At 69.8% G+C, this 15,763-nt stretch carries 17 protein-coding genes; 10 read left to right on the top strand and 7 right to left on the bottom strand.

Going from position 1 to position 15,763, the window contains the following annotated elements; genetic code table 11:
• Positions 1-32: 32 nt before the first annotated feature.
• The 3 genes from OG230_RS22080 to OG230_RS22070 form a co-directional block, all read right to left on the bottom strand.
• Complete coding sequence (locus OG230_RS22080) at positions 33-611, bottom strand: hypothetical protein (RefSeq protein ID WP_328905435.1); 579 nt, start codon at positions 609-611, stop codon at positions 33-35.
• 144 nt (positions 612-755) lie between these two features.
• Positions 756-1,550, bottom strand: a complete 795-nt coding sequence (locus tag OG230_RS22075; RefSeq protein WP_328905434.1) for a DUF4328 domain-containing protein — start codon at positions 1,548-1,550, stop codon at positions 756-758.
• Positions 1,551-1,663: 113 nt separating this feature from the next.
• Complete coding sequence (locus tag OG230_RS22070; protein ID WP_328905433.1) at positions 1,664-3,268, bottom strand: beta-N-acetylhexosaminidase; 1,605 nt, start codon at positions 3,266-3,268, stop codon at positions 1,664-1,666.
• Positions 3,269-3,623: 355 nt separating this feature from the next.
• On the opposite strand from OG230_RS22070, the gene OG230_RS22065 reads away from it, so the two are divergent.
• The 6 genes from OG230_RS22065 to OG230_RS22040 all read left to right on the top strand — a co-directional run bounded on the left by OG230_RS22065 (position 3,624) and on the right by OG230_RS22040 (position 8,495).
• The gene (locus OG230_RS22065; protein WP_328911489.1) at positions 3,624-4,172 is read left to right on the top strand and encodes a 2-oxo-4-hydroxy-4-carboxy-5-ureidoimidazoline decarboxylase; all 549 of its coding nucleotides are present in this window, start codon (positions 3,624-3,626) and stop codon (positions 4,170-4,172) included.
• Positions 4,173-4,338: 166 nt separating this feature from the next.
• Entirely contained in the window at positions 4,339-4,719 is a 381-nt protein-coding gene (sdhC, locus tag OG230_RS22060; RefSeq protein ID WP_328905432.1) for a succinate dehydrogenase, cytochrome b556 subunit, read from the top strand.
• Between the two features lie 5 nt (positions 4,720-4,724).
• A complete protein-coding gene (locus tag OG230_RS22055; RefSeq protein WP_328905431.1) occupies positions 4,725-5,201 on the top strand; it encodes a succinate dehydrogenase hydrophobic membrane anchor subunit in 477 nt (158 codons plus the stop codon).
• A 29-nt stretch (positions 5,202-5,230) separates the two neighbouring features.
• Positions 5,231-6,985 carry a succinate dehydrogenase flavoprotein subunit gene (sdhA, locus tag OG230_RS22050; protein ID WP_328905430.1) on the top strand — a complete coding sequence of 585 codons (1,755 nt, stop codon included), beginning with the start codon at positions 5,231-5,233 and terminating at the stop codon, positions 6,983-6,985.
• Positions 6,985-7,761 carry a succinate dehydrogenase iron-sulfur subunit gene (locus OG230_RS22045; RefSeq protein WP_328905429.1) on the top strand — a complete coding sequence of 259 codons (777 nt, stop codon included), beginning with the start codon at positions 6,985-6,987 and terminating at the stop codon, positions 7,759-7,761. Before sdhA ends, OG230_RS22045 begins: the two co-directional genes overlap by 1 nt.
• 131 nt (positions 7,762-7,892) lie before the next feature.
• Positions 7,893-8,495 (top strand): hypothetical protein, encoded by a 603-nt coding sequence (locus OG230_RS22040; protein WP_328905428.1) that lies wholly within the window; start codon positions 7,893-7,895, stop codon positions 8,493-8,495.
• Between the two features lie 16 nt (positions 8,496-8,511).
• Here OG230_RS22040 and OG230_RS22035 read toward each other — a convergent pair whose 3' ends face one another.
• Positions 8,512-9,024 carry a MarR family winged helix-turn-helix transcriptional regulator gene (locus OG230_RS22035; protein ID WP_328905427.1) on the bottom strand — a complete coding sequence of 171 codons (513 nt, stop codon included), beginning with the start codon at positions 9,022-9,024 and terminating at the stop codon, positions 8,512-8,514.
• Positions 9,025-9,111: 87 nt separating this feature from the next.
• On the opposite strand from OG230_RS22035, the gene OG230_RS22030 reads away from it, so the two are divergent.
• The 4 genes from OG230_RS22030 to OG230_RS22015 all read left to right on the top strand — a co-directional run bounded on the left by OG230_RS22030 (position 9,112) and on the right by OG230_RS22015 (position 12,065).
• The gene (locus OG230_RS22030) at positions 9,112-10,350 is read left to right on the top strand and encodes an MFS transporter (RefSeq protein ID WP_328905426.1); all 1,239 of its coding nucleotides are present in this window, start codon (positions 9,112-9,114) and stop codon (positions 10,348-10,350) included.
• 67 nt (positions 10,351-10,417) lie between these two features.
• Positions 10,418-10,849, top strand: coding sequence for a hypothetical protein (locus tag OG230_RS22025; RefSeq protein ID WP_328905425.1), 432 nt, complete (start codon positions 10,418-10,420; stop codon positions 10,847-10,849).
• Between the two features lie 3 nt (positions 10,850-10,852).
• Positions 10,853-11,284, top strand: coding sequence for a thiol-disulfide oxidoreductase DCC family protein (locus OG230_RS22020; RefSeq protein ID WP_328905424.1), 432 nt, complete (start codon positions 10,853-10,855; stop codon positions 11,282-11,284).
• 49 nt (positions 11,285-11,333) lie between these two features.
• Positions 11,334-12,065, top strand: coding sequence for a TetR/AcrR family transcriptional regulator (locus OG230_RS22015; RefSeq protein ID WP_328911488.1), 732 nt, complete (start codon positions 11,334-11,336; stop codon positions 12,063-12,065).
• Between the two features lie 88 nt (positions 12,066-12,153).
• On the opposite strand, the gene OG230_RS22010 is transcribed toward OG230_RS22015, so the two are convergent.
• The 3 genes from OG230_RS22010 to OG230_RS22000 form a co-directional block, all read right to left on the bottom strand.
• Entirely contained in the window at positions 12,154-13,707 is a 1,554-nt protein-coding gene (locus OG230_RS22010; RefSeq protein WP_328905423.1) for an ABC transporter substrate-binding protein, read from the bottom strand.
• A 244-nt stretch (positions 13,708-13,951) separates the two neighbouring features.
• Complete coding sequence (locus OG230_RS22005) at positions 13,952-15,286, bottom strand: metallophosphoesterase (RefSeq protein WP_328911487.1); 1,335 nt, start codon at positions 15,284-15,286, stop codon at positions 13,952-13,954.
• A gap of 75 nt (positions 15,287-15,361) precedes the next feature.
• Positions 15,362-15,607, bottom strand: coding sequence for an SCO4848 family membrane protein (locus OG230_RS22000; protein ID WP_328905422.1), 246 nt, complete (start codon positions 15,605-15,607; stop codon positions 15,362-15,364).
• Positions 15,608-15,763 lie beyond the last annotated feature (156 nt).

The following is a 15,763-nucleotide window of genomic DNA, read 5'->3' as shown; positions in this document are numbered from 1 at the left end:
AGGGGCTCCGGCCTTTGTCCGGGGCGCTCCGGTCAGTTCCGGCCGCGCGCCCGGCGCGACATCACGGCGCGCAGCACGCGCCGGCCCTCGGTCGACCGGTCGAGCGCGCCGCGCAGGCCGCTCGCACCGCCCACAGGGCCCGCGGTCTCGGCGAGGGACTCCAGGATCTCGGTCTGCCGCCGGAGCTCGCCCGCGACGAGGGGGCCGGCCTGCCGCTCGTCACCCGCGCGCCAGCGTTCCAGCTGCTCGGCGGGGTCCTCGCCGACGTCCCCGCCCACCGGCATGTCGAACCGGCGGTGGAACTCGAGCGACAGGAGGGAGCAGGTCAGCGCCCACTCCCGCAGGGGGCCGTCGGCCCAGTCGGACGGAGCTGCGCGGAGCATCTCCGGTACCGGCGAACCCGTCTCGTCGGCGCCGTCCTGGGCGGTCGCGCGGGCGGCCGTCAGCCGGACGGCCCATTCCCGGCCGTCCTCGCAGCTCGCCCAGAGCGGGCGGAGCGGTTCGGAATCGCCGCCGTCGGCGTTCGGCGGCAGACAGCGTTCGAGGCAGGCGAGCGCGCTCGCGGCCAGCCCCCGCTCGTCCGCCTCGGCGATCCGTTCCAGCAGGCTCATCGACGTCTCCCTCGGTCGGGGCGTGGCATCCCCCTTGCCCCGTACTGCGCCAAGTGGCTGAAAATCGTCACTGGTGAGGGAGTCGGCACCCGAGTCTTCGGTGTCGGGGCAGGTGTACGCCGGGAGAGGGACGGCGAATTCAGGTCACCGGGGCGATATCCCCATGGCGGCCCGCTCCCCCTGCATCCGGGTCAGACTGCGGACGAAGAGGATTGCCAGCACCGCGGCCACGATGTCGAGCGCGTCGGCCAGCAGGACCAGCCCGGCCGCGTCCATGATCTCCTGCGGCAGCTCGGCCTGGTCGTAGCGCCGGGAGGCGTAGCGGCCGAACAGCAGCGAGAAGACCCATACGCCCCACCAGAGATTGACGGGGGTCAGCGAGACCGTGCGCCAGGAGCCGTCGGGGTTGGTCTGCGCGCTCGCGGTCCAGATGCCGCCGGCGATCCTGCGGGGCAGCCAGAGAGCCGCGATCGGGACGAACCATCCGCCGACCGCCCAGCCGGGCTTCATCGGCTGCGCGCTCGCGTCGAACACCTCCGCGTTCAGCCGCACCCGGCGGAACCAGATGATGAAGACGACCGCGGTGGCCAGCAGCGCCGTGACCTGGAGGGAGCCGGAGCCGACGTAGAGCCAGTCGGCGCGGTTGGCCGCGGCCTCGTCGTACCTCTCGAAGTCGTCCGCGATCGCGGCACCGAGCAGGCTGCGGACGTTCAGCCCGGCGGCCAGGGCGAGCACGTCCGTCACGATGACGACGCCGAGCAGGATCACGACGGCCTTGGCGAGGCCCTCCGGGGAGCGCAGCTGGTGCCGCGCCTCGGACATGGGAACCGGGGCCGGCGCCATGAGGCCGTGCGGCGGGGCGGTGCCGGTGCCGGCACAGAGCGTGCAGCGCCCGTCCGCGGTGACGGACGGTCTGGTACCGCATGTGGTGCAGAGCATGGTGTGGAAGCCCCCCGGGGCGTGGTGCCGGCATCTGGGCCGACGCCCCTCCTCGGAGCGCACGGCATGCGGAACCTAGCCGTCGGCGCGCGGGCCTGTCCATGGGATTGGGGTCAGCCCGTCGGGTCGACCTCCTGGGCCAGCTCCTGGAACTGTGCCCAGCTCAGCTCCGGTGTCCGCGGGTCCCACAGCTTCTGGCTGACCGCCCGCAGCGGCATCCGGATGCCCTGCGCCACCTGCTGCGCGGTCTGCGCGTTCGGCAGGTCGCCCCAGACGGCGAACCGCCCGCCCAGGATCTGCCCGGAGTACCGGGAGTTCACCGGCTGGGTGCCGCGCAGGACGAGCGGGGTCCACTGCTCGTAGATCCGCTTCCCGGTCGGGTAGACGAACTGGTTGGGCTCGCCGAGCACGTAGTAGAGGAACTCGTCGTTGAGGTTGACCACGCGCCGCCCCTCGCTCAGATACTCCTGCGGCTGCCGCGCCCCGATCTCCTTGCCCGTCCAGTACTCGACCTCGATGTCCTTGTCCGCTTCGACGGTTCCGCCGTTGAAGAACCCGTCGTTCCACGCCTTGGGGGTCCTGTCGTCGCCGCGGACCACCTTCGCGCGGTCGTTGAGCCAGCCGGTCGCGAGGTCCTCGATGGTGGCCTGCGCGCCGTACTTCTGCCGGGCGGCGCGGAGCAGCTGCGGATACGAGGCCGCGGGGTTCTGCACCGTCAGCGCACGGTATTCGTCCGCGCCGAGATGGAAGAACCCGCTGCCGAACACCTTGGTGTACTCGTCGATCAGCTCGTCGATGAGCTTCGCCGCCGCGGGCTTCGAGATGTCGATGGAGCCGGTCGACGCCACCCCCTGCACATTGCGCAGCTGGAGGTCGGGATGGGCGCGGAGCACGGCGCCGAGATGTCCCGGGGAGTCGATCTCCGGCACGATCCGGATGTGCAGCGCCTCGGCGAGGTCCACGATCCCGCGCACCTCGGCCAGAGTCAGATGCTCGGGCGAGACGATCTCGGGGTGGGACACGGACGCGATACGGAACGCCTGGTCGTCGGAGAAGTGCAGTCCGAGCTGGTTGAGCTTCAGGTCGGCCATGTCGCGCAGCCGGTCCTTGATCCAGTCCGCCGTGTAGTACTTGCGCGCGATGTCGAGGTTGAGTCCGCGCTGCGGCCGGTCGGGCCGGTCGCGCACCTCCCCCTCGGGCACGACCCCTCCGGAGAGCAGGGCCTGCTTCAGCGTGCGGGTCCCGTAGAAGACACCCGCCTGGTCGGGGCCGCTGATCGTGACGCGCCCGTCGCCGGTCTTCAGGGTGTACGACTCGGCGGCACCCTTGCCCGCGGTGCCGAGCGCCAGCTCGACATCGCCCGCGCGGGCGGCGGCCTCGCCCCGGTAGCGGATCTTCAGCTCCCCGGCGAGCAGCTTGGCCTCGTCCGCAAGTGCTCCGCTGCCGTCGGCTATGACGACCGTGCTGCTCCGTCCGGGCTTCCAGCCCGGCCCGCGGGCGGCCTCGTGCTCACGGACGGCGGGGATGGTGCGGGGCTCCGAGGAGAGCGGATAGCTGCGTGAAGGGGACGGCGAGGTGGTGGCGCGGGCCGGTGATGCCGCGGCGTCACCCCCGCGATCCTCGTCGGAGTCGTCGGGCAGGACGACGACGGTGAGGACGACGGCGGCGGCGGCCGTGACGGCCGCACCGGCCACGAGGGCACCGCGTGAGGGCGACATCGCTCAGGTACCTCCGAAATAGAGGGACAACAGGTCATATCCGAGAGTAAAGCGGTCTATGTGATTCCCGATCGATCCATCGAGTGTCCAGAAGCCGCACACCAGTGGTCCGAAACTCTGCCGTCCGGGTGATTTTCATGCGTACTTCGGACGGCCGTTGCCCTCCCTCGCTAGCGTTACGGCACATTCGTCTCTCCCTTCACCTTCTTCACTCTCTCCACCCGTGCAACCTCGTTGCCCTCCGTCCCCTCTTCCGGGGCACAGATGTCGTTCGTTCGAGGAGTCCACGCTGTCCAGGTCCAGCGAGTCCCACGCCGGCCTGCCGGAACGACCGCAGCAGGCGGGGCGGACGGCCATACCCGTCCAGAGCCGGGGCCACGTACCGGCGGGCGACCACGCCGCGGGTCTCGCCCGCTTCAACACCGCACCGCGCGACCGGGCCGAGGCCGCGCTCCTGGAGTGCTGCGGCAGCCACCGCTGGGCCCTGCGGATGGCCGCCCATCGCCCGTACCCGGATCTCGGCGCCCTCCTCGCCGCCTCCGACGAAGCGGGCTACGACCTGTCTCCCACGGATATCGCCGAGGCGCTCGCCGGGGAGACCGCCCCCTGCCTCCACCACGCCGCACCGCGCGCCGCGCACCTCGCGCTCCGCGCCGCCCACGCCGCGTACGAGAGCCGGTTCGGCCATGTCTTCGTGATCGGCCTGGACGCCGGACGGCCCTCCCAGCACGTGGATCAGGTGCTCGCGGGGATCAGGGCCCGGCTGGCGCACGACCCGGACGAGGAGCGGGCCGTCACGGCGGAGGAGATGCGGCGGCTCGCCCGGGAGCGCATCATCGAGCTGGTGACGGACGCGGGCCGGACGAGGGACCCGTTCCAGGGTGTGCCATATGGGGCGCTCTAGGCCGTCCGTGCCTGTTTGATTGCCACTTTGATCACACCAGAGGCCCCGGGGCGAACGAACCGACAAAGCGTCGCTACGATGGCCGGGGCCGGTGGACCGTACCCGGCCGGGTCAGACCGACAGTCAAGCCGGCCGACCCTAATCCCCGCTCCCGGAGGGTTCTTCCGTGCCGGCTGGAACGCTGTACCGCGGCCGGGAAGGCATGTGGTCGTGGGTGGCTCATCGAGTCACCGGTGTCCTCATTTTCTTCTTCCTGTTCGTACACGTCCTGGACACCGCTCTTGTCCGCGTCTCTCCCGAGGCATACGACGACGTCGTGGCCACGTACAAGACGCCGCTTGTCGCGCTCCTCGAATACGGCCTCGTGGCCGCCATTCTCTTCCACGCGCTGAACGGTCTCCGCATCGTTGCCGTGGACTTCTGGGCCAAGGGCCCGCGCTTCCAGAAGCAGATGCTCTGGACCGTGCTGGGCATCTGGGTCGTGCTGATGGTCGGGGCGCTGTATCCCGTCCTCGGTCACGCCGTACGCGAAGTCTTCGGGAGCTGATGCCAATGTCCACCGAGAGCACTTCCGCGATCGGCGACGTCGAAGGCGTGAGCCTGTACGACGTCGACCACCCGGCCCCGGTGATCGAGCCCCCGCGCAAGCGGACGGGCAAGACCCCCAAGGGTTCGCGCACCAACTTCGAGATGTACGCCTGGCTCTTCATGCGCCTGTCGGGCATCGTGCTGGTCGTTCTGGTCCTCGGCCACCTGCTGATCCAGCTCGTGCTGGACGGCGGCGTGTCCAAGATCGGCTTCGCCTTCGTGGCGGGCCGCTGGGCCTCGCCGTTCTGGCAGGTCTGGGACCTCGCGATGCTGTGGCTCGCCATGCTCCACGGCGCCAACGGCCTCCGTACGGTCATCAACGACTACGCCGAACGGGACAACACCCGCTTCTGGCTGAAGATGCTCCTGTACACCGCCACGGTGTTCACCGTCCTGCTGGGCACGCTGGTGATCTTCACCTTCGACCCGAACATCCGCTAGGCGCCGGGACAGAGGGACCAGAGGAAACCATGCAGATCCACAAGTACGACACCGTCATCGTCGGCGCCGGCGGCGCCGGCATGCGCGCGGCCATCGAGTCGACCAAGCGCAGCCGCACCGCCGTGCTGACGAAGCTCTACCCCACCCGCTCCCACACGGGCGCCGCGCAGGGCGGCATGGCCGCCGCGCTCGCCAACGTGGAAGAGGACAACTGGGAGTGGCACACCTTCGACACGATCAAGGGCGGCGACTACCTGGTCGACCAGGACGCCGCCGAGATCCTGGCGAAGGAGGCCATCGACTCCGTCCTCGACCTGGAGAAGATGGGCCTGCCGTTCAACCGCACGCCCGAGGGCAAGATCGACCAGCGCCGCTTCGGTGGCCACAGCCGTAACCACGGCGAGGCCCCGGTCCGCCGGTCCTGCTACGCCTCGGACCGCACCGGCCACATGATCCTCCAGACGCTGTACCAGAACTGCGTCAAGGAGGGTGTGGAGTTCTTCAACGAGTTCTACGTCCTGGACCTCCTGCTCCAGGAGGTCGACGGCGTCAAGAAGTCCGCGGGCGTCGTGGCGTACGAGCTGGCCACCGGCGAGATCCACGTCTTCCAGGCCAAGTCGGTCATCTTCGCCTCCGGCGGCACCGGCAAGTTCTTCAAGGTGACGTCGAACGCGCACACCCTGACCGGTGACGGCCAGGCCGCCGCGTACCGCCGCGGCCTGCCGCTGGAGGACATGGAGTTCTTCCAGTTCCACCCGACGGGCATCTGGCGCATGGGCATCCTGCTGACGGAGGGCGCCCGCGGTGAGGGCGGCATCCTCCGCAACAAGGACGGCGAGCGCTTCATGGAGAAGTACGCGCCCGTCATGAAGGACCTCGCGTCCCGTGACGTCGTGTCCCGCTCCATCTACACGGAGATCCGTGAGGGCCGCGGCTGCGGTCCCGAGGGCGACCACGTCTACCTCGACCTCACGCACCTCCCGCCGGAGCAGCTGGACGCGAAGCTCCCGGACATCACGGAGTTCGCGCGCACGTACCTCGGCATCGAGCCCTACACGGACCCGATCCCGATCCAGCCGACCGCGCACTACGCCATGGGCGGCATCCCGACCAACGTCGAGGGTGAGGTCCTGGCGGACAACACCACCGTCGTCCCGGGCCTGTACGCCGCCGGCGAGGTCGCCTGCGTCTCCGTGCACGGCGCCAACCGCCTGGGCACCAACTCGCTCCTCGACATCAACGTCTTCGGACGCCGGTCGGGTATCGCCGCCGCCGAGTACTCCGCGAAGAACGACTACGTCGAGCTTCCCGAGAACCCGGCGCAGCTCGTCGTCGACCAGGTCGAGCGCCTGCGCAACTCGACGGGCACCGAGCGGGTCGCGACGCTCCGCCTGGAGCTGCAGGAGTGCATGGACGCCAACGTGATGGTGTTCCGCACCGAGCAGACCATCAAGACGGCCGTCGACAAGATCGCCGAGCTGCGGAAGCGCTACCTGAACGTGTCCATCCAGGACAAGGGCAAGCGGTTCAACACCGACCTCCTGGAGGCCATCGAGCTGGGCAACCTGCTCGACCTGGCCGAGGTCATGGCGACGTCCGCGCTGGCCCGCAAGGAGTCCCGCGGCGGTCACTACCGCGAGGACTACCCGAACCGCGACGACGTCAACTTCATGCGCCACACCATGGCGTACCGCGAGGTCGCCGACGACGGCACCGAGTCGATCCGGCTCGACTACAAGCCGGTCGTCCAGACCCGCTACCAGCCGATGGAGCGTAAGTACTGATGGCTACCCCCACCCTGGAGAAGTCCGACAAGGCTCCCGAGCCCGAGGCCGGCTTCGCCGACTCCCCGTACATCACGGCCACCTTCCGGATCCGCCGCTTCAACCCCGAAGTCTCGGACGAGGCGCAGTGGCAGGACTTCCAGATCTCGATCGACCCGAAGGAGCGTGTCCTCGACGCCCTTCACAAGATCAAGTGGGAGCTGGACGGCACGCTGACCTTCCGTCGCTCCTGCGCGCACGGGATCTGCGGCTCCGACGCGATGCGGATCAACGGCAAGAACAGGCTCGCCTGCAAGACGCTGATCAAGGACCTGAGCCCGGAGAAGCCGATCACGGTCGAGGCCATCAAGGGCCTCACGGTCCTCAAGGACCTCGTGGTCGACATGGACCCGTTCTTCCAGGCCTACCGCGACGTCATGCCCTTCCTCATCACCAAGGGGAACGAGCCGACCCGCGAGCGTCTGCAGTCCGCCGAGGACCGCGAGCGCTTCGACGACACCACCAAGTGCATCCTGTGCGCCGCGTGCACGTCCTCGTGCCCGGTGTTCTGGAACGACGGGCAGTACTTCGGCCCGGCGGCGATCGTCAACGCGCACCGCTTCATCTTCGACTCGCGCGACGAGGGCGGCGAGCAGCGCCTGGAGATCCTCAACGACCGTGACGGTGTGTGGCGTTGCCGCACGACGTTCAACTGCACGGACGCCTGCCCGCGTGGCATCGAGGTCACCAAGGCGATCCAGGAAGTGAAGCGCGCGCTGATCACGCGTCGCTTCTGACCTGATCCCCTCGCACGGGAGGCCCCGTTTTCCGCGGTAACACGGCGGGAAGCGGGGCCTCTTGCTGCGCCCGCCGGGCGGGGGCGGTACGGTCATGCGGAGCTTGTGACCGAAAGAGAACGGGGAATGCTGTGAGCGATCCGAATCCGTACGCGGACGACTCATACAAGTGGGGCCCGCCGCAGCAGCAGCCCGGCAACCCGCCGACGATGCCGGACGGCCAGGGCTACGGCTACCCGGCGGGCGCCAACCCCGCGTACGGCTACCCGCAGCCGCTGCCGGACTCCGCGGCGCAGCCCGGTCCGGGCTACGGCTATCCGTCGGCCGGCCACGGCCAGCCGACGATGCCCGGCTACAACCTGCCGCAGCAGCCGGGGATGCCGGGCGGCGGCGTGCCGATGCTGGCGTTCGGCGACATCACCGTCATGAACGACTCGATCGTGACGCCGTCCGGGACCATGCCCCTCAAGGGCGCGGTGTGGACGGCCACGGACATGTCGCGCACGGAGGAGAAGATCCCCACCGTCGCGATCGTGCTCGCGATCGTCTTCGCGCTGCTGTGTCTGATCGGTCTGCTCTTCCTCCTGATGAAGGAGAAGAAGACCACCGGCTTCATCCAGGTCACGGTCACCAGCGGCGGCAGGCACCACTCGACCATGATCCCGGCCATGGGTCCTGAGACCTTCCAGATGGTCATGGCCCAGATCAACACGGCCCGCTCGATGAGCGCCTGAGCGGGCGAGCTCTTCCTCAGTCCCACCCGTCGGCGTCGCCCCGGTCCTCCGCGACCACCATGATGCGCCGCAGCATGTCGTTGAGCAGGACCCGCTCCTCGGGTGCGAGCACACCGAGCAGTCGGTACTCCTCGTGCCCGAGGAACTCCATCGCCCCCAGCCAGGTCGAGTGGCCCTCGTCGGTGAGTTCGACGACGACCCGCCGCCGGTCCGTGGCGGACGGTGTACGGCGGACGAAGCCCCGGCGTTCCAGGACGTCCAGGCGGCCCGTGACGGAGGCCGGGGCGAGGTCCAGGTCCGCGGCGAGCTCGGAGGGGGCGGCCGTGCCGCCCCGCCCGGCGAGCTTGTGGAGGGTGTCGAACTCCTGACGGTCCAGGTCGAAGTCGACCAGGGACTTTTCGCGTACCCGGCGCAGGTGGACGGAGAGCTTTTTCATCCGGGTGACCGCACCCTCGACGTCGGGGTCGAGGTCGGGCAGCGCGGGCTTCCAGCGCGCCACGTGCCCGTCGGTCCAGTCGCGTTGCTCCATAAGGAAAGCGTACGCCTGCCGACCGGGGTACTTCGTTTCCGAATATTTCGTTGACGAATAATTCGGAACCGAAATAGGTTCGCTCGCATGCCGCACCCTCTGCGCACCCGCGCCTTCCGCATGCTCTTCGCCGGACGCACCCTCTCCCTCCTCGGCGACGCCGCCATCCCCGCAGCCCTCACCCTGGCCGTCCTGGAGGCCACCGGATCGACCGGAGCCCTCGCCCTGGTCCTGGCCTGCGCCATGGTCCCCAAGCTCCTCCTGCTGCCACTGGGCGGCGTCGTCGGCGACCGCTTCAACGCCCGCACGGTCGCCCTCACCACCGATCTCGTCCGGTGCGCGACCCAGGTCTTCGTCGGCGTCGAGCTGCTCGGCGGTTCACCCCAGCTGTGGCAGATCGCCCTCGCCGAGGTACTGGGCGGCGCCGCGGGCGCGTTCGCCATGCCGACCGTGTCGCCACTGATCCGGGGCACGGTGGCGCCTGAAGGACTACTGCGCGCCAACTCCCTGATGGCGGTGGCGAACAGCACGACCCGTCTCGGCGGCCCGGCGGTCGCCGGCGCGCTGATCTTCACGGCCGGTCCGGGCTGGGCCTTCGTGCTGGACGGGGCGAGTTTCGCCGTCAGCGCCGCGCTGCTCGCCGCCATCGACGTCCGGCACGTGCCGATCCCCCGGCGCTCGCTGCTCGCCGACCTCAAGGAGGGCTGGGGCGAGGTGCGCTCCCGCGACTGGTACTGGACCAGCCTGGTCGCGCACGCCGTCTGGAACGGGGCCGCCGCCGTCCTGATGACGCTCGGCCCGGCCCTCGCCGTGCGCGAACTGGGCGGCCAGGACGTCTGGATCGCCCTGCTCCAGACCGGCGCCGTCGGCCTGCTGCTCGGCTCCCTCCTCGCGGGCCGGGCCCGCCCGCGCCGCCCGGTCCTCGTCGCCAACCTCGGCCTCGCCACGTACGCCCTCCCGCTCGCCCTGCTCGCCCTGTCCGCTCCCGCCTGGGCGACCGTCGCCGCGTACGGCGTCGCCCTGGCCGGGCTGGGCTTCCTCGGACCGGTCTGGGAGACCTCGGTCCAGACGGCGGTACCCGCGCACGCGCTGGCCCGGGTGACCTCGTACGACTGGCTCCTCTCCCTCGGCGCGATGCCCCTGGGGTACGCGCTGGCGCCGCTCGCCGCAGCCGCCTGGGGCGCCGAAGTGCCCCTCGCCGTGGCGGCGGTGGCGGTCGCGGCGGCCTGCGTGGGCACGGCCGCCGTGCCCGGCGTACGGGCCTTCGGGGGCGCGGCCCCGAAGGCGCGGTCCGCACGGCAGGAGTCCGCGGACACCCTGTCTTGAACATGTTCAAAGATAGGTCTACAGTCCATGACAACAGCTTTTGAACACGTTCAAGGGAGCTCGGGGCATGGATCTCACCGTTGTCGCCTACTGCATCTACCTGCTCATCAGCGTCGCCCTCACGGTCTGGGTCGCCCGCACCCTCAGCCGCAACGGCAGGGTGTTCCTGGCCGACGTCCTGCACGGGAACGAGAAGCTGGCGGAAGCCGTCAACCACCTGCTGGTGGTCGGCTTCTACCTGGTCAACCTGGGCTTCGTGACGCTCTACCTGAAGAACGCCGACAGCGTGACCGACGCCAGGCAGCTCTTCGACGCACTCTCGACGAAGGTCGGTGTCGTCCTGCTGGTCCTCGGCGCGATGCACCTCGCCAACGTCTACGTACTCAACAAGATGCGCCGCCGCGGCCTGATGGAGCGCCGGCAGACCCCGCCCGTACCGCCGCAGGGCTGGGTCGGACCGAACCAGGGCCCGTGGGCCGCGCCCGCCACCGGGAAGTGACCCGTGACCACCACGGATCCGCACACCCCGGTCGCACACCTCACGGTGCTGTACGACGCCCAGTGCTCGCTCTGCGTCCATGTGCGTCACTGGCTGCTGAAGCAGCACCAGCTGGTCCCGCTCGACCTCGTGCCGGCCGCCTCCGAGGAGGCGCGCCGGCGCTTCCCCGGGCTCGACCACGCGAGCACGCTCAGCGAGATCACGGTGATCGGCGACCGGGGCCAGATCTACCGCGGCACCTCCGCGTGGATCGTCTGCCTCTGGGCACTGTCCGAGCACCGGCCCAGGGCCCACTGGCTGACCACCCCGGCGGGCCGGCCCTTCGCCCGGGCGACGGTGCTCGCCGCCGCGAAGTACCGCTCGGTGACGGCCGCTCCGTGCGGCGAGGGCACGGCCTGCGAGGTCCCGGTGCTGGGCGACGAAGCAGGCGGATAGCCTTGGGCCCGTGGCGAGCGACGAGCACGACGAGACGGACGAGCCGGGCGTGAAGGACGAGCAGGGCGGTAACGAAGCCAAGCCGGTCAAGGCCCAGAAGAGCGAGCAGACCCGCACGCTCATCCTCGAAACGGCGCTCCGGCTCTTCCAGGAGCGCGGCTTCGACAAGACGACGATGCGGGCCATCGCCAAGGAGGCCGGGGTCTCCGTCGGCAACGCCTACTACTACTTCGCCAGCAAGGAACACCTCGTCCAGGGCTTCTACGACCGGATCGGCGCCGAGCACGGCGCCGCCGTCCGTGAGGTCCTGAACAAGGAGACGGACCTGGAGACGCGGCTCGCCGGGGTGCTGACGGCCTGGCTGGACATCGCGGCGCCGTACCACGAGTTCGCGGCCCAGTTCTTCAAGAACGCCGCCGACCCGGAGAGCCCGCTCAGCCCCTTCTCCGCGGAATCGGAGCCCGCCCGCGAGGCGTCCATCGCGATTCACCGCGAGGTACTGTCCGGCTCCAAGGCCAAGATCCCCGCGGAACTCGAGGACATCCTCCCCGAGCTGATGTGGCTCTCCCAGATGGGACTCGTCCTGTACTGGGTCTTCGACCGCTCACCGGAGCGCGAGCGCAGCCGCCGCCTCGCGGCCCGCGGCGCCCGGCTCACCACCCGGGGCGTCGCCCTCGCCCGGTTCCGGGTCCTGCGCCCGCTCGTCCACGAAGTGCACGAGCTGTTCACGGACTTCCTGCCGGGCATGGCCGAGACGGCCACCGCCCGCAAGAGGTCCTAGGGCCTGTCACCGGCTCCTCCGGAACGCCGAGCGGCCCCGGGCCTTCCCTCGAAGGGGAAGGCCCGGGGCCGCTCGGCGAACGGGCCGGTCAGATCCAGTTCAGTTCCCACAGGCGCCAGACACCGGTGCCGTCCGAGAGGTACTGCGAACCGGACACGTCCGTCCGGCTGACGACGTAGTCCTTCTTCTGCCACAGCGGTACGAGCGGGACGTCCTCGCCCACCAGCGCCTGCAGGTCCTTGAAGTCGGACGAGGTGCGGCTGCGGTCGCTGTACTGGAGTGTCGACGTGATCAGCGAGTCCATGCGCTTGCTGGTGTAGCCGTTGTGGAGGCTGTTCTCGCGGCCGACCAGCGGCTGGCTGAAGGTGTCGGGGTCCGGGTAGTCGGGGAGCCAGCCGACGGTGTACGCGTCGTAGTCGCCCGCCGCGTACCCCTTCTGGAAGTCCTGCCACTCCACGGCCTTCACCGAGACCTTGAACAGACCGTCCTTCTCCAGCTGGCGTCGCAGCTCCGCGGTCTCCTTCGTGTACGCGTCGTCGGCGCGGTAGGCGAAGGTGATGTGCAGCGGCGTCTGCACGCCCGCTTCCTGCATCAGCCGCTTGGCACGCGCGGCGTCGGGCTGCGGGTAGGCGTCGAAGAACGGGGTGCTGTGCCCGATGTAGCCCTGCGGGATCAGCGAGTAGAGCGGTTCGACGGTGCTCTTGTACACGTCGGTCACCAGCGGCCCGCGGTCGATGATCGACGCGATGGCCTGGCGGACCTTCTTGTTCGCCAGCGGGGAGCCCTGACGGACGTTGAAGACCAGGTTGCGGATCTCGGCGCTGTCGGCCTCGGTGATCCGCAGGTCGGGGTCGGCCGGGTTCAGCTCGGCGAGCCTGGCGGGCGGCAGCTGACGGTGCGTGATGTCGAGCACGGAGGCGTTCCACGCCGTCAGGAGCTCGTCGGATCCCTTGTAGTAGCGGATCGTCACCGGCACGCCCGACTTCTTCAGCGCGCCCTTGTACGCCGGGTTGGGCGTGAGCTCGGCACTGATGCCGGGCTCGTACGCCTTCAGGACGTACGGCCCCGAGCCGTCGACCTGGCTCCCGGAGCGCAGCTTGTCCGCCGGGTACTGCTCACGGTCGACGATCGAACCGGCACCGGTGGCCAGCTTCTGGGGGAACGTCGCATCGCGTGCGGAGAGGTTGAAGGTGACCGTGCGGTCCTCGGCGACGATCGACTTCAGGCTCGGGAAGAGCACCGAGGGGCCGACGTCCGTCTTGATCCGCAGCATCCGCTCGAAGGAGTACTCGACGTCCTTCGCCGTGACCTTCCGGCCGTTGGAGAACGTCAGGTCGTCGCGGAGCTTGCACTGGTACGTCTGGAGCTTCTGCCCGATGAAGCCACAGCTCTCGGCGGCGTCGGGTTCCGGCACGATCGCACCGGACTTGAAGGTCATGAGCGACTGGTACAGGTTGCTGTAGATCGCCCAGGAACCGGCGTCGTACGCTCCCGCCGGGTCGAGCGAGGTGACCTCGTCCGTCGTACCGACCGTGATGGGGTCCTTCTTCACCTCGTCGGAGGGAAGGAGTTGCCAGGCGCCGACGCCTGCGATGACCAATACCGCGAATATCGCGAGAATCCGTACCCGGATCGACCGCATTGCCGTGCTCTCCCTTACCAGCCCCACCTCGGCAGATGTGCTCAGACACGCACATCACCGCATGCTCGTGCCCTACCCAATCACACGATTTTCACATCTGGAAGAGTAAATCGGACACTCACAGCCTTTTGTTCGGCACTTGAAACCAAGCAAGTCCGAAATGGCTGAATTGGCGCCTTGAGTCAGGAGATTTCGTCGCTGGCTGTGATGGTCCTGTGCGTTTTTCATGCTCTCCCGGCAGGTGCTACGCCTGCCGGGAGGCGAGCTCCACGACGGTGATGTCGGACGGCGCGCCCACCCGCACGGGCGGACCCCAGGCTCCCGCGCCGCGCGAGACGTAGAGCTGGGTGTCGCCGTAGCGTTCGAGCCCCGCGACCGTCGGGTTGGCGAGCTCGGCGACGAGGTTGCCGGGCCAGAGCTGACCGCCGTGGGTGTGCCCGGAGAGCTGGAGGTCGACGCCGTGCTCGACGGCGTCGTGGATGACGACGGGCTGGTGGGCGAGGAGAACGGAGGCTCGGCTGCGGTCCCGGTCGCCGAGGGCGCGTACGAAGTCGGGGCCCTGGCCCTCGCTCTCCCCCGCGACGTCGTTGACCCCGGCGAGATCGAAGCCGTCGATCTCGACCCGCGCGTTCTCCAGCGGGTGCAGACCCAGCTCGCGCACGTGGTCGACCCATTGGGCGGCGCCGGAGAAGTACTCGTGGTTGCCGGTGACGAAGTAGCTGCCGTGGCGGGCGCGGAGCCCGGCGAGGGGCTCGGCCGCCGTACCGAGGTCGGCGACGGAACCGTCGACGAGGTCTCCGACGACAGCGATCAGATCCGGCCGTGTCCCGTTGATCGTGTCGACGATCCGCTGAGTGTGGGCGCGCCCGAGGACGGGGCCGAGGTGGATGTCGCTGACGACGGCGATCCGGTATCCGTGCGCCGAGCGCGGCAGCTTGGCGAGGGGCACCGTCACCCGCTTGACGCGGGGACCGCGCATCACGCCGTAGGTGCCGTACCCGACGGTCCCGAGGCCGGCGACGGCGGCGGCGCCGCCGACCGCCCGGGCGACGAACAGCCGGCGAGAGGGCGAGGCGACGGACGGGACGGCCACGGCGGGAGCGGGGTCCGCTCCGCTGTGCGGCCCGGGGGTCTGCGGTGCGGGCGAGGAACCGGCGCCGGACGGAACCAGTGCGTCGTTACGGGTCCTGGCGTCGGCGCGGGGCCCGGTGCCCGCCTCCGTACGCACCGCGGAGGGCTCCTGCGGCTCCGCCGCGGCACGGTCCCGGCGGTCGAGCACCCGGCGCAGGACGGGCCGCACGGCCTCGCCGACGAGCAGAGCCAGCGTCAGATAGAGGAGGGCGGCCAGCCACAGGAAGCCCGGCCAGGCCAGCACCTGCTGCAGCCAGAAGGGGGCACCCGCACGGCCGGAGACCAGGGCTCCCACGGTGAGGAGCGGCAGGACGAAGGCCGCCACCGTGCCCGCCCTGCGCAGCGCGCTGCCCGGCACCGTCGTGTCGCCGACGAAGCGCCGCCACACATAGCGGTGCACGCCCGCGAGCAGCGCCAGCACCGCCACGGCCACCAGCACGAAGACCACTACCACGTCCGCTCCCCCACCCACGCGTTGTCCGGTGCCCGCTCGTGCCCCGGCTTGTTGCTCTGCCCCGGCTTGTTATGTGCGCTCTGCGCGCAAAGCCCTGACGCCACGGAACCCGATCACGCCGACCGCCGTCCCCAGGAGAAACGACGCGATGGCGAGCAGCAGATGCACCCAGAAGTACGCCGTCGGGTCGCCCGCGTCGTCGAAGGCGAGCCCGCTGCCGTCCTTCCACAGGTTCTTGACGAAAGTGATCCAGATGAACCAGCTCCACACCCCGAAGGCGAGCAGGAACCAGGAGACGGGGCGGCTGAGCTTCATGGTTTCAGTATCGCCCTCGACCGCCGCGCGGCTCGCCCGGGGTGGGGGCCCCGAAGAGGGGCCCGGCGGGGTCCGGCATGGGCTGTCCCGGCGGTACGCACGGCGGGTCAGACGATCGGGGTCCCCATCCCGAACTTCGCCCTGTACGTTTCCGAC

Origin of the sequence: Streptomyces sp. NBC_00234 (genome assembly GCF_036195325.1) — a bacterium.
In the GTDB taxonomy this organism is placed as follows: domain Bacteria; phylum Actinomycetota; class Actinomycetes; order Streptomycetales; family Streptomycetaceae; genus Streptomyces.
This window is presented reverse-complemented; position numbering and strand designations above follow the sequence as displayed.